The organism is Pontibacter sp. HJ8 (assembly GCF_054824225.1).
The window spans coordinates 1-14,430 of record NZ_JSYF01000089.1 but is presented as its reverse complement, the minus strand read 5'-3'; the positions used below and the strand labels follow the sequence as shown (position 1 = coordinate 14,430).

Below are 14,430 nucleotides of genomic sequence, written 5' to 3'. Positions count from 1 at the left end.
CCGGAAGTTCCTGTTCCAGTATTCTTCCTGTGGGCCAAGCGCAGGGTTGAGCGAAAACCGGTTCCATACCTGCCAGGTGTTCATATCCGATGGACCACCTCCGCCTGCATGCGTGTCGTCGGAGGCCGCGTTTATGGCTCCGAAGTTATGATAGGTGTTGCCCGCCTGCCATCCCAGCGGGTCGTAAGCGGCGACTAAGCCAGCAAAAGCCTCATCCGGGGTCTTGTAATAGCTGGACTCCAGAATAGTGCCTTCCGGGTCAACAGCCAGGAAATCGTCGTCGCAAGAACTGAACAAAGGAAGCCCAAGTGCAAACAACGCAGTGTATAGGATATATTTTCTTTTCATGATTCGTTTATTTAAAATTCCAGCCTACTAAAAACCAACATTAACCCCAAACATGAGTGTGCGCGCCTGCGGATAGAATGCTCTGTCTATACCTAAAATGCTTCCGCCGATCTCCGGGTCGTATCCGGTGTATTTGGTGAAGGTCAGCAGGTTGTTGCTGCTCACATAGAAGCGTACTTTCTGAATGGAAGCTTTGTCGGTAAGGGAGCTTGGCAAGGTATAGCCCAGCTGTAACGTCTTGATCCGGAAGTAATCGCCATCCTCTAGATAGAAGTCCGAAGGATTGGAGAAGTTTCTGTTCGGGTCGTTGTTGGAAAGTCTCGGATAGTCGTTCGTAGAGCCTTCTCCTGTCCAGCGTCCCAATGCCTTTGATTGCCAGTTGGCATTGGTGATCTCTAAGCGGCGCAGCCCCTGGAAGATCTTGTTGCCCGTTACGCCTTGTCCGAAGATGAGCAGGTCGAAGTTTTTCCAGGCCGCATTCAGCGTTAAACCAAACGTCCAGTCCGGAAGCGGTTTGCCCAATACGATGCGGTCTGCGTCGGTTATCTGGCCATCATCGTTGAAATCGGTCCAGCGGAAGTCTCCCGGTACGGCATTCGGCTGTATGATCTGGCCGGCAGAGTTTACATAGCTGGCAACTTCTTCCTGATTCTGGAAGATTCCGTTTGTCTGGTAGCCGTAGAAAGCGCCGTAAGGCTGGCCTACGATCATGCGGTTCAGGTTGCCATTGAACGTTTGGATGCTGGCGCTGCCGTTTTCAGTGAATTGTTTGCCGCTTTCCAGGGACAGTATCTCATTCTTTACATAAGAAGCATTGCCGGTCAGGCCAAAGCTGAAATCACCCAGCTGCCGGTTATACCCTAATTCCAGCTCTATGCCTCTGTTTTGCATGTCGGCAATGTTGGCGGAAGGATTTCCTGTAGAGCCTACATAGCCGGGTAGTTCGAGTGGTCGTAAGATGCCAGAAGTCTTTTTGTTAAACCAGTCAAAGGTGAAGTTGATGTCCCGGAAAAGGGTCGTTTCAAACCCGATGTTTGTCTGAGCAGTTTCTTCCCAACGCAAGTCCGGGTTGGCCGGGGCATTCGGGCTGTAGCCGATGGTATAGCCTTCATAACCAAAGGTATAGTTGCGGCCAGATCCGATTGTAGGTACAAAACCAAAGTTGCCGGTGTTGTCATTTCCTACTATGCCGTAGGAGCCACGGACTTTAAAGAAGTCTACTACTTCGTTGGTTGGCCAGAAAGCTTCGCGGGAAGCTACCCAACCCACGGAAGCCGATGGGAAATAACCATACTGGTTATTGGAGCCGAATCGGGAAGAACCGTCCCGTCTGATAATACCTGTAAAGAGGTATTTCTCATCGTAGTTGTAAGTCACACGCCCGAAAAGCGAACTAATGGTATGCGCCACGCCATCATAGCCTCCGGCAGAAATGCTGGTAGTAGGCACCGGCAGGTTGAAAGAAGCGTCCCCGAAATTAGTGGCCGGTATGGCGTTGTAGTTCACGTTCAATCCGCTGGATAAGCCATCGCGGTAAGCCCCCTGGCCCAACAGAACGGCAAAATTATGGCTGCCGATTTCGCGTGAGTAGGAGAGAATGTTCTCGATGTTATAATCCATCACCCTGCTTCTGTCACGGCTTCTGGCTGTCTGCTGGCTTGTTGTGGATGCGTTCAGGTAATAAATCGGCCGGAAGCTTTCGCCGCCCCAGTAAGCCAGTTTACCGCCCAGGGTAGACCGGAACTTAAGTCCCTTGATCGGCTCAACTTCTGCATAGGCATTGCCTACGATGTTGTCTGACCAGCCATGGTTGCCCAGTTGGGTTTGTAAATAAGCCATCGGGTTGGTCATTTCCTGCTGCACCGTGGTCGAAATACCGTAGGGGAAGCCTTGTGAATTGCGGATAACAGGTTGCCTGTTGTAGATGCTGTTCGGGTCATCAAGTATGGCCGGATCTGTGATCAGGAAAGGCGTGATCGGGTCGAGGTTGATGGCAGAGTTTAGCGGTCCGCCAAATTCGGTGTTGGGGTTAAAGCCGCCCATACTTTTGATATGCGAGTAGCCCAGCGTCTGGCCTAATGTCAGCCATTTGGTTACTTTATGGGTGGAGTTCAGACGTACATTGTGCCGCTCGTAGTTGGAGATTTCGCTTAGTACTATACCTTCCTGGTTCAGGTAGCCATAGGAAGCATAGAAAGTGGAAATATTGTTGCCGCCGCTTATGGCAATGTCATGGCTCTGAATGCGGGCATCATCGTTGAAAACATGCTCCTGCCAATCTGTGCCTTCTCCCAATGAACGCGGGTCTTCGTATACGATGCCGCCGCCACCTGCGACGGAGGCTTCGTTGCGAAGCGTGGCATATTCCGTGGCATTCAAAAGATCCAGCTTCCGGGCGGGTGCCTGGGTACCGTAGTAGGCGTTGTAGTTCAAGCGGATGCTGCCTTCACGTCCTTTTTTAGTCGTGACCAGGATGACACCGGCCGCACCTCTGGTACCATAGATAGCAGCTGACGCCGCGTCTTTGAGTACTTCGATGGATTCAATATCGGATTGATTGAGGAAATCTATACCGCCATTTACGACCACGCCGTCCACGACATAGAGCGGACTGTTGTTGTTCAGGGTAGTTATACCCCTAACCCTTACCGTTGATTCAGCGCCAGGTGCTCCTGAGTTGGATGCGACCGTTACACCCGAGGTTCTGCCTTGCAGGGCCTGCTCTACACGTGTGATCTGCTGGTTCTCCAGGTCAGTGGATTTTACGCTGGAGATAGCACCTGTCACCACGCTTTTCTTCTGGACACCATAGCCGATCACCACGATCTCTTCCAGGGCCCGGGCATCCGTCTGCAGCACAATGTTGATGGTTGTGCGGTTGTCGATGGTTACTTCCTGCGTCAGAAAGCCAATGTAGGAAACCTGCAGAACACCACCTGCGTCAGGTACGCTCAGGGTATAGTTGCCTTCCACATCCGTTACGGCTCCGGCTGAACTGCCTTTTAAAGCGACGCTGGCCCCGATAAGCGGCTCCCCGGTGTCCGAGGTTACTTTGCCTGTTATTGTTTTGGCGTAGGCCCTTTCTTTTGTGAGTCGTACTTTGCCCGGAGTGTCTGCATAGGTAACTGAATTTACGCAGGCAACCATGGAAAGACAACCCACAGCTGTGTATAAGTATTTTCTCATAAAATAGAATAGTATGTTAGGTTATGTGTTAATTCAAACTGAAGCAAATCCATCCAAGTGATCAATCACTCGTGAAATAGGCAACACGAATCCCTGGGAACAGAATTTTTGTAATTAACTTCTGTCGCTACTTTGGATATTCTGGTGGTGGTACTTCCCTTAGGATCGGGGTCTCTGTAATTGCGATATAATTTTACTGGTAAGAAACTGCAGTTCAAAAGAAGTATACACCTCACAGGTACTTTTTGACTACGTCATGAATACGTCACAGAAATTATGCGTGTCGTAATATCTTGAAAATCATATAGTTGGTAAAGATGAGTCGAAATGGGTTTCTGCAGCACCGGGAAGGTGTACTTAAGGAATACCACTGCCGGCCATTATAAAAAGTGTTTGGCTTCCTGTGCTTTTAGAAAGGTGGGTGTGTTATTATTTGTCTTTTTCCAAGAAGGGTGATTTGGTAAGATCAGTGTATTCTTACGCAAGGCCAGGGAAGGTCTGGCTATACCTGCAGGTATAGCCGTTGTTTGGAACGGGGAAAACTCAGCTTGTAAGCAGGGGAGAGGTTCGTAAAAGATTTGAGTTAATCCGCCCGGTGCAAGTATAGGCAGCCAGGTATAGGGCCACACGGGGCAAAGGAAAATGAGTACTCACCTACAGGTGTTTTTAGCCACGGAAGTGACAGCGGCCCGGGTATAAAAAAAGCTGCCCGGCTCATGCCAGGCAGCTCTTCGCTATACTTTGAAGCGCTATAGCAGGTTATAGCATGTTGTGATACACAGCTTGCACATCATCATCCTCTTCAATCTTTTCAACCAGGTTCTCTATCTCTTCGGCCTGTTCATCCGTCAGTTCGATGCGGGTGTTGGGTATACGCTGCAGTTCAGCGCTGATCACGTTGAGTCCTTTTTCTTCCAGGGCCTTCTGCATGACGCCAAAGTCCGTAAAGGCCGTTTCCACGATGATCTCCCCCTCATGCTCATAGATGTCTTCAGCGCCGACGTCGATCAGTTCCAGTTCCAGCTCCTCAATGTCAGTGCCTTCGGCCGCTATTTTGAATATGCCTTTCCGGGTAAAGATGAAGTCCAGAGAGCCTGTCTTTCCAACAGCACCGCCACCACGGGAAAAATACACGCGCATGTTGGCGATGGTGCGGTTGATGTTGTCCGTAGCCGTTTCTACAAGGATAGCAATGCCGTAAGGACCGTAGCCTTCGTATACCACTTCCTCATAATCCTTTTCTTCTTTGGAGGAGGCTCGCTTGATGGCTGCTTCCACTCTGTCCTTGGGCATGTTCACGCCCTTCGCGTTCTGAATGGCGGTGCGCAGACGGGAGTTCGAATCCGGGCTCGGTCCCCCTTCTTTCACGGCCATTACGATCTCTTTGCCGAGGCGCGTAAAAGCCTTCGACATTTTGTCCCAACGCTTAAATTTACGGGCTTTTCTAAATTCAAATGCTCGTCCCATAGTATCTGATTAAGTATATGTATTACAAATTTAGGGAGGCTAGCGGTAATTTGGTACTGCTACCTTAAAAACCTTGCAATTTTGTCTCTCTCCCGGAAGAGCGCTCCTTTTCGGGTAGTTAAAAGCCGGCATCGGCCTTTCCTGTCCGGGCTGTCGCATGGTAGTCCGTGATGTAGAGGTGCTGGTCGCAAAAGCTGTACTCATGCGCAATATTAGAACCCACCACGATCAGCCGGCCGGTCTTGTTCTGCTCCACATGCTCCTGATACCAGGCTATACCTTCCTGATCCAGATTGGTTGTAGGCTCATCGAGAATCAGAAGCTGGGTGTCGGAATAAATGGCCAGCCCCAGCTTCAGGCGTTGCTTCATGCCGGAAGAGAAGTCTTTTACAAATTTATTGCGGGAGCTCTGCAGGCCCATGTGGTCTACTAATGCCTGGTGGGAAAGGTTGCCTCTCAGTGGCTTGAAGCGGGTATGGAAATGAATCATTTCCAGCAGCGTAAATTCTTCCACCAACTCCAGGTAGGGGGCTGTGAGGGACAGCTGCCGGTATGCCCGCTCAGGCGCTACAACAGTCCCGTTGATGTGGTAACGGATGTCACCTTCGCTGTGCAGGTTGTGGCCCGCCAGAACAGTGAGAAGGGTAGATTTTCCGGACCCGTTATGCCCCAAGATGGCATAAGAGGTGCCTGATTCCAGGGTATAGGTCAGGTTCCGGAAAATCCACTCGTAATTGTATCGTTTACCTAAATTGCTTAGGTTAATTTGCATCTTTTGAAAGGTAGCTCTTGATAATGCCGCGACCCGAGTTACGAACAAAATTCAGGATCTCGTCACGCTCGCGGCTTGGGGCCAGCTCCAGCTCTATTTTGTCCAGGGCCTCGGTATAGTTGAGGCCATTCATGAACAGAATGCGGTAGATCTGCTGTACTTCGTTTATCTGCTCCGAGTTAAAGCCTCTTCTGCGCAGGCCAATGGAATTGATACCGGCATAAGTAAGGGGCTCCCGGGCAGCTTTCACATAGGGAGGCACATCTTTGCGGACGAGCGAACCACCGGATACCATGGCATGCGCGCCGATCTTCACGAACTGGTGCACCGCACTCGAACCACCGATGATAGCGTAGTCGCCCATCTCGACGTGACCGGCCATCTGCACCGCATTTACGACGATGCAGTTGTTACCCACAATGCAATCGTGTGCAATGTGTGCGTAGGACATGATCAGGCAATTGTGGCCGATCACCGTCTTCATCTTATCGATGGTGCCACGGCTTACGGTAACACACTCTCTGATGACCGTGTTATCGCCGATGATGGCGGTTGTATCCTCGCCGGCAAATTTCAGATCCTGGGGTACAGAGGAAATAACGGCACCCGGGTAGATCTTGCAGTTCTTGCCAATGCGGGCACCTTCCATGATGGTCACATTCGGGCCAATCCAGGTTCCTTCTCCGATCTCTACGTTTTTATAGATGGTGGAGAAAGGCTCTACCACCACATTCTGGGCAATCCTGGCTTCCGGGTGAATGTATGCTAACGGCTGGTTCATGCGTCTTTCTTTACTATACTTGCTGACATTTCTGCCTCCATCACCAACTGGCCGTTCACAAACGCCTGACCAGACATCTTGGCAATACCCCGTTTCACAGGAGCAAGCAATTCACATTTGAAAATGATTGTATCTCCAGGAATCACTTTGCGCTTAAAGCGACAACGGTCTATACCTAAAAAGTATGTCCAGTAATCTTCCGGGTTTTCTACTGTATTGAGCACTAAAATGCCACCTGTCTGGGCCATGGCCTCGATCTGGATCACACCGGGCAGCACGGGGTTGCCAGGGAAATGGCCCTGAAAAAATGGCTCGTTCATGGTCACGTTCTTAACGCCCGTCACCGTGGTTTCGTCCAGGTGGATGATCTTATCGATCAGCAGGAAAGGGTAACGGTGCGGCAAAGTCGCTGCGATCTGGTTGATGTCCATTACTGGTGGCTTCTTGGGATCGTACGTGGGTACATTCTTGATCGAAGCTTCCTGAATCAGTTTTTTGACACGGCGGGCAAAGGCAATGTTGGCCGCATGTCCGGGACGTGCCGCCAGGATCTGACCTTTGATCGGGCGTCCGATCAGGGCCAGGTCGCCTACCAGGTCCAGCAGTTTATGGCGTGCCGGCTCGTTTTTGAAACGAAGTTCTGTATTGTTCAGTACGCCTTCTTCTTTTACGGCCACTTTTTTCTTGCCCAGCAGGTCTGCCAGGTAAGTCAGTTCACCGTCTTCCACTACGCGGTCCACGATCACGATGGCATTGTCCAGGTCGCCCCCTTTAATCAGGTTCTGCTTGTACAAGGCTTCCAATTCGTGCAGGAAACAGAACGTGCGCGAAGGCGCGATCTCTTCTTCAAACTGTGCAAAATCGGTGATAGAAGCATGCTGGCTGCCCAGCACAGGCGAGTTGTAGTCCACCATCACCGTAAGGCGATAGTCATCTAGCGGCAAGGCGGCGATCTCTACACCACGCTTTTCATCTTTGTAGCTGATGCCTTCCGTGATCTCGAAGTAGTTGCGCAGGGCGTTCTGCTCCTGCATGCCCACCGAGAGCAAAGCTTTTACAAACTCGATAGAAGAACCATCCATAATCGGAGGTTCAGGTCCATCCAGCTCGATCAGTACGTTATCGATCTGCAAACCAACAAGCGCTGCCAGGGTATGCTCTACGGTATTCACCCGTGCGCCATTCTGCTCAATGGTGGTACCACGGGAGAGATCCACTACATTGTCCACGTCTACATTTACAATCGGCTGACCCGGCAGGTCAATGCGCTGAAATTTGTAGCCATGGTTAGCAGCAGCAGGCTTGAATGTCATGTTAGAGACAACGCCTGTGTGCAACCCAATACCCGATACCGTTACCGGAGACTTGATGGTATGCTGTTTATAATTCATTAACGTATTAATAGTTTACCTTTTGGAGGTATAAGTAATGCTGTGGCTGTCAGGTTATAAGCGGGCCTACAGGCGGCATTAACTTATGCGCCTGCAAACTTAAGACTTTATACACTGCCTTGCCACTTTTTTATTTTGGTACCGCCGCAGGTATACCCTCTGCCTATTTTTTCTCTTTTAGCTCGTCGAGTTCTCGCTGCAGGTCCGGCAACTTTCTGAAAACAGTAATGGCTTTGAGATTTTGCTTGTAGTCGAAGGCAGGCGAACCCTGGATGATGGTGCCGGTATCTTTGACAGATTTGGATACACCTGACTGGGCACCTATCGTCGTCTTGTCTGCTATGCTGATGTGGCCTACTATACCTACCTGCCCGGCAATCACGCAGTAATTGCCAATTTTAGCCGATCCTGATATACCTGTCTGGGAAGCGATCACGGTATGCTGGCCTACCTCCACGTTGTGCGCGATCTGCACCAGGTTGTCGATCTTGGTACCTTTCCGGATGATGGTAGAGCCCATAGTAGCACAGTCGATGGTCGTGTTGGCGCCGATATTCACATCGTCTTCCAATACCACGTTGCCGATCTGGGGTACCGGTTTGTAGCTGCCATCCGGTTGCGGCGCGAAGCCAAAGCCATCACTTCCAAGCACCACACCCGCATGTATGATGCAGTTGCGGCCCACCACGGTATTGGCGTATAGTTTAGCACCCGCAAAAATGGTGGTATTGTCGCCGATCTTTACATTGTCGCCCAGGTATGCCTGTGGATAAATGCGCACGTTCTCGCCTATCTGGCAGTTCTGGCCAATGTACGAAAAGGCACCCCGGTAATGCCCCGGGCCGATTTCACTGCCGGTACCGATGAAGCTTGGCTCTTCCACACCTGTCTTGGAGGCAAGTACCGCCTGCTGGTAATACTGCAACAGGGTAGAGAAACTGGAGTAAGGATCTGCAACGCGGATAAGGGTGGCAGAGACAGGTTTTTTCAGCTCCAGGGTATCAGAAACGATGACGGCGCTTGCTTCTGTCGTATATAAATAGGATTCGTATTTCAGATTAGACAAAAATGCGAGAGCACCGTTTCCGGCCTCCTCTATCTTGGCTAAAGTGCTGACCTTTACTAAATTGTCTCCCTCAACTTTGCCCTGCAAAAGGTCTGCAATCTGTTGAACAGTAAATTCCATCTTGTAAAATTAGAGCAAAAATTTAAATGTGCTAATGCTTTGGGGGCGCAAACTTAATAAAAACTTTATGCAGCACCGCCACTTTCTGTCAGATGATTCTGGAGAAGCTATGCAAATTCTATGCAGAATACTGTTCAATCACGCTTCCTCCACTTTAAAAGTATAAGTGAAACAAAAGACTGCTTTGCGGAAGAAGGTATAGGCAGTAGGAGACGTGATCTGCTGTTTACAAAAACGCGCTCGTCAAGGTGCTGCAGGTTATAAGGCCGCTACTTCCTTCGGATAGCAAACGTAATATTTCTCCACTTTCATGCTCAGGGCCTGTATGTTGGGCAGATCGGAAGCATCGGCTATGTTGACGACATACCCCGTTTTGGTCAGCATGTCAATGGATTCTCCTTCAGACTGATAGGCATTGTTGCTGATCTGGCCCGAGATCATCAGGTACCTGACCTCTTCTTCGCTCACCTTAAAGCGCTCCTGCACCAGTTCGCTGATGCCCAGCATCATGTCTTCGTCGATTGGCTTGCTTGAAATGATCACTTTGAAGAGCTTGCGGCTGAGTATACTGCCCGACAGGTAGGAGAGGATCGGGTCCGGGTGGGAAGCCCAGAGTTTGATGCCGCTCCAGATGTCATGGTCGTCCAGCGACACAAAGCGCTCGAGTATGCTGCTGTCGGACTGAAAATCCTCCAGCGTAAGGTTGGACGACAGGAAAAACTTGAGGCAGGGGCTGGCCGGCAGCTCTACACCCTGCTGCACCAGCTCCCGGGCACGTTGCACGGTGCGCAGTACCATGTTCTCGGCACTGATCACGGTCTTGTGCAGGTATACCTGCCAGTACATGAGGCGGCGGCTCACCAGGAAATTTTCGATGCTGTAGATCGCCTTTTCTTCGACCACCAGCTTGTCGTTGGCCACGTCCAGCATCTTGATAATGCGATCTGCTCCTATCTTCCCCTCGTATACACCAGTATAGAAGCTGTCGCGGTTCAGGTAGTCGAGGCGATCCACGTCGAGCTGGCTCGAAACCAGCTGGTGAAAGAATTTCCGCTCGTAGGTGTCGGTAAATATTTGTATCGCCAAACTCAATCTTCCGCCGAAAGCATCGTTGAGCAGGTGCATGATGTGCAGGGACAGGTGCTCGTGGTGCACTTCCTGAAAAATGGCCGTCTCCAAAGCATGCGAGAAAGGGCCATGGCCGATGTCGTGCAGGAGAATGGCAATGAGCGAAGCTTCGAATTCGGTATCAGAAATTTCGTTATTTTTACTTCGCAATGTATGCAGCGCAGTATTCATCAGGTGCATGGCACCCAGCGCATGATGAAAACGCGTATGCAGGGCTCCCGGATACACCATCTCTGTCAGACCTAACTGCTTGATACGGCGCAGACGCTGGAAATAGGGATGATCGATGATGTCGAAGAGGAGTTCAGTCGGCACCGTGATAAAGCCGTATACAGGATCGTTTAATATTTTTTTCTTATTCACAAAAACCGAGGTGCTTAGTTGTTAAATCACTGACTTTTAAACGGTTGTTTACAAAGGTATTTTGTCTGTTATACCTTTTTCGGGAGGGCTTGTTCCAGCGCCGGTGACAGAATGTCTGCTGAGGGGCCAAATACTTACTTAAAGAAACTTAAGTGAATGGCTGTAGTAAACTTATACTGTTCCCGGTCAGTGATCAGACAACCAACTGCAAACACTTAACAACCAGCAACCAGCTATCAAATAAAACTATGCAAAGATATACGATTTTATGGGCCGATGACGAAATCGACCTGCTCAAGCCACACATTCTTTTCCTGGAAGAGAGAGGCTACGATATTACACCCGTTAACAGTGGCACCGATGCCATCGAGAAGGTACAGGAACAGGGCTACGATGTGGTATTCCTGGATGAAAACATGCCGGGTATCAGCGGGCTGGAAACCCTGAATGAGATCAAGACGATCCGGCCGGCTATGCCGGTGATCATGATCACCAAGAGCGAAGAAGAACACATCATGGAGGAGGCCATCGGGGCCAAGATCACCGATTACCTCATCAAACCGCTTAACCCCAACCAGATACTGCTGTCGGTGAAGAAGGTCCTGGAGAACAAGCGCCTGGTATCGGAGCGCACGAACTCAAGTTACCAGCGCGATTTCCGGCAGTTGGGTATGGCTTTTGGCGAGCGCCTGAGCCCCAACGAGTGGTCTGATATCTACAAAAAGCTGGTATTCTGGGAGCTGGAGATCGACGAGACCGAGAACAAGAGCATGGCCGACGTGATCAACATGCAGAAGGATGAGGCCAACTCCAACTTTGCCAAGTTTATCATGGAGAACTACGAGGACTGGATCAACAAGGAGTCGGACGATGCCCCCCTGATGTCGCACCAACTGTTCCGGGAGCGGGTGATCCCGATGATGAAGGAGTCCGACAAGCCTGTCTACTTCCTTTTGATCGACAACCTGCGCTATGACCAGTGGAAGGTGCTGGAGCCGCTTATTTCGGAATACTTTACGGTGGACTCAGAGGAGATGTACTATTCCATCCTTCCGACCACTACGGCCTATGCGCGCAATGCCATCTTCTCGGGGATGATGCCGACCGAAATCATGAAGCGTTACCCCAACCTGTGGGTGAGCGACGACGAGGACGAAGGCAAGAACCTGCACGAGGTTGACTTCCTGGAGATTCAGCTGCAGCAGAACCGCATCACCGACAAGCACAGCTACCACAAGATCACCAACCCGGCAGCCGGCAAAGACCTGTTGGCCAAGTTCAACAACCTGGACAACAACAAGCTGAACGTGATCGTCTACAACTTTGTGGACATGCTTTCGCATGCCCGCACCGACAGCAACATGGTACGCGAGCTGGCTCCCGACGAGTCGGCCTACCGCTCCATCACCAGGTCCTGGTTTATACACTCCCCTTTGTTTGAGACTCTGAAACTTATCGCTGACCGGAAAGCCCGCCTGATCATTACCACAGACCATGGCACGATTCGGGTAAAGCGGCCCTTCAAGATCATCGGCGACAGGCAAACGAACACCAACCTGCGCTATAAGCATGGTAAGAACCTGGGTTACACCGATAAAGATGTGTTCACGGTGAAAAAGCCGGAGCGATTTTTCTTGCCAAAAGCCAATGTTTCCACTACGTTTGTATTTGCGATCGAGGATTACTTCTTCGCTTATCCAAACAACTATAACTACTATGTCAACTACTACAAAGATACCTTCCAGCACGGAGGGGTGTCGTTGGAGGAGTGCATCATACCGTTTGTTACCCTGACGCCTAAGAATGTATAACACAGGAGTTGAAAAGGCAATCATCAGGATGTCGTCGTTGGAAGATCTCCCAGCGGCGGCTTCTGTGCTTTTAGAGGAATCCCGGCAGGAGCCTGTCCTGCTTTTTGAAGGGCCGATGGGTGCCGGCAAAACCACGCTCATCAAAGAACTTTGCCGCCAGATGGGGGTAAAGGAGAACGTGAGCAGCCCGACTTTTGCCCTGGTGAACGAATACGAAACGGACGCCGGGAAACTAATTTACCATTTTGATTTTTATAGGATAAATGAGGAGCGGGAAGCGCTCGCCATCGGGGCGCTGGAGTATTTTGACTCCGGGCGAACGTGCCTGATCGAGTGGCCCTCCCTGATTCCGAACTTATTGCCGGAGCATTACCTGCTTGTAAGGCTGGAGCCTGCAGCAGAAGGCGAAGAGCGCACCATGACCATAAACCGTATTTGACATGCCGGAGAGATTCGCCATAGAGTTAGGAAAGCTGGCTGCCAGCCCTGCCCTTTACCCAAAGGAATCGATGCTGGCAATAGAGGAGCGCCACCGCAGGCTCTTTATCGGGCTGCCGAAAGAGTCATCTTTTCAGGAGAACCGCATAGGCCTCACACCCGATGCCGTAAAGCAGCTGACGGACCAGGGGCACAAGATCTGGATAGAAGCAGGAGCCGGAGGACCATCCAAATATTCGGATAACGACTATTCCGAAGCAGGTGCCAAGATCGTTTATTCCACGGAAGAGGTATACGAGGCCGGTATCGTGCTCAAGATCGCACCGCCCACTTACGATGAAATAGAGTACCTGCGTCCCGGCCAGACACTCATATCTGCCCTGCAGTTTGGCAATCTTACGTCCGATTACATCAATGCCCTGCTTCGCAAAAAGATAAACGCCATTTCGTTTGAGCTGATCCGGGATAAGTCCGAGTCGAAGCCTGTCGTACGGGCCATGAGCGAGATTGCAGGTAGTTCCGTTATGCTGATCGCGGCCGAGTACCTGAGCAGCAGCAACGAAGGCAAAGGCGTGATCCTGGGAGGTATCACAGGGGTGGCCCCGTCCAAGGTGGTGGTTATGGGAGCCGGCACTGTAGCGGAATATGCTGCCCGTGCCGCACTGGGACTAGGCGCTGAAGTGAAGGTATTTGACAACCATATCTACAAGCTGCGCCGCCTGAAGCACAACATCGGCCAGCAGATCTTTACTTCCACGCTGGACAGGGCCATCCTCTACAACGAGCTGAAGCAGGCCGATGTGGTGATCGGTGCGCTGGTAGCAGAAGAAGGGCGTATGGCCTGTATGGTAGAGGAGGGGGTTGTGGCGCAGATGAGCCCGGGTTCCATCATAATCGATGTCTGCATCGACCAGGGCGGCTGCTTCGAAACCTCCGAGCTGACTTCGCACAGCCGGCCGGTCTTCCGCAAGTATGACATCATCCATTACTGTGTGCCGAACATTGCCTCCAGGGTGCCGCGCACTGCTTCCAATGCCCTGAGCAATATTTTTACCCCTATTTTTGCAGAGATTTCGAAGTTTGGCGGCATCAACGAGGTGCTGTTTACGAATGAGCACTACCGCAGCGGGGTATACATTTACAAAGGCAGCCTTACCAATTCACAAATCGCCAAGCGTTTTGGGATGCGCTACAAAGAGCTCGGGCTAATGATCGCGGTTAGGAACTAAGGCCTAAGACTACAAAAATAAGTAAGCCCCGTCTATACCTAGACGGGGCTTTTTTGTCAGAATCAGGATTTACAGGATTTCTAGCACCGGGTCCAACCACCCCTGCCCCTCCTTATCCAAGGAGGGGAGCCAGCTATTACAGTTCGAACAGTATTTGATTCATAGCAGGCGTAGAGTCATCTCCTGCCCCCGTCAAAGGGGGACTTGTTGCTGCACTAATAACCAGGTATAGGCATTGTAGCAGGAGCTATACCTGGCAGGTATAGCAAGGCCAACTTACAACAGCTGCTATGAAGCAATGGCTTGAGCCAGGTGCACTTTGTGGCGCTC

Annotated in this window: 10 protein-coding genes and 1 pseudogene; 3 read left to right on the top strand and 8 right to left on the bottom strand. The window is 50.9% G+C overall.

Translation table 11 applies throughout. The features are described 5' to 3' along the window. The 8 genes and pseudogenes from OB13_RS05495 to OB13_RS05460 form a co-directional block, all read right to left on the bottom strand. Positions 1 to 348 (bottom strand): annotated as a pseudogene (locus tag OB13_RS05495) (RagB/SusD family nutrient uptake outer membrane protein); the annotation flags it as partial. Between the two features lie 27 nt (positions 349 to 375). Then, positions 376 to 3,534 carry a SusC/RagA family TonB-linked outer membrane protein gene (locus tag OB13_RS05490; protein WP_461489146.1) on the bottom strand — a complete coding sequence of 1,053 codons (3,159 nt, stop codon included), beginning with the start codon at positions 3,532 to 3,534 and terminating at the stop codon, positions 376 to 378. 759 nt (positions 3,535 to 4,293) lie between these two features. Then, entirely contained in the window at positions 4,294 to 5,001 is a 708-nt protein-coding gene (locus OB13_RS05485) for a YebC/PmpR family DNA-binding transcriptional regulator (protein WP_461489145.1), read from the bottom strand. A gap of 118 nt (positions 5,002 to 5,119) precedes the next feature. Beyond that, positions 5,120 to 5,773 (bottom strand): ABC transporter ATP-binding protein, encoded by a 654-nt coding sequence (locus OB13_RS05480; protein WP_461489144.1) that lies wholly within the window; start codon positions 5,771 to 5,773, stop codon positions 5,120 to 5,122. Then, positions 5,763 to 6,554, bottom strand: a complete 792-nt coding sequence (gene lpxA, locus OB13_RS05475) for an acyl-ACP--UDP-N-acetylglucosamine O-acyltransferase (protein WP_461489143.1) — start codon at positions 6,552 to 6,554, stop codon at positions 5,763 to 5,765. Before lpxA ends, OB13_RS05480 begins: the two co-directional genes overlap by 11 nt. After that, the gene (locus OB13_RS05470; RefSeq protein WP_461489142.1) at positions 6,551 to 7,945 is read right to left on the bottom strand and encodes a bifunctional UDP-3-O-[3-hydroxymyristoyl] N-acetylglucosamine deacetylase/3-hydroxyacyl-ACP dehydratase; all 1,395 of its coding nucleotides are present in this window, start codon (positions 7,943 to 7,945) and stop codon (positions 6,551 to 6,553) included. Before OB13_RS05470 ends, lpxA begins: the two co-directional genes overlap by 4 nt. 163 nt (positions 7,946 to 8,108) lie before the next feature. Next, the gene (gene lpxD / locus OB13_RS05465) at positions 8,109 to 9,131 is read right to left on the bottom strand and encodes a UDP-3-O-(3-hydroxymyristoyl)glucosamine N-acyltransferase (RefSeq protein ID WP_461489141.1); all 1,023 of its coding nucleotides are present in this window, start codon (positions 9,129 to 9,131) and stop codon (positions 8,109 to 8,111) included. A 258-nt stretch (positions 9,132 to 9,389) separates the two neighbouring features. Further along, a complete protein-coding gene (locus tag OB13_RS05460; protein ID WP_461489140.1) occupies positions 9,390 to 10,622 on the bottom strand; it encodes an HD domain-containing protein in 1,233 nt (410 codons plus the stop codon). A 248-nt stretch (positions 10,623 to 10,870) separates the two neighbouring features. On the opposite strand from OB13_RS05460, the gene porX reads away from it, so the two are divergent. From porX to OB13_RS05445, 3 genes are read left to right on the top strand one after another with little or no spacing between them, the layout of a single operon-like run. Then, complete coding sequence (porX, locus tag OB13_RS05455; RefSeq protein WP_461489139.1) at positions 10,871 to 12,433, top strand: T9SS response regulator signal transducer PorX; 1,563 nt, start codon at positions 10,871 to 10,873, stop codon at positions 12,431 to 12,433. Beyond that, the gene (gene tsaE / locus OB13_RS05450; protein WP_461489138.1) at positions 12,426 to 12,872 is read left to right on the top strand and encodes a tRNA (adenosine(37)-N6)-threonylcarbamoyltransferase complex ATPase subunit type 1 TsaE; all 447 of its coding nucleotides are present in this window, start codon (positions 12,426 to 12,428) and stop codon (positions 12,870 to 12,872) included. The genes porX and tsaE overlap by 8 nt, the downstream gene beginning before the upstream one ends. Position 12,873: 1 nt before the next feature. Then, complete coding sequence (locus tag OB13_RS05445; protein ID WP_461489137.1) at positions 12,874 to 14,100, top strand: alanine dehydrogenase; 1,227 nt, start codon at positions 12,874 to 12,876, stop codon at positions 14,098 to 14,100. Positions 14,101 to 14,430 lie beyond the last annotated feature (330 nt).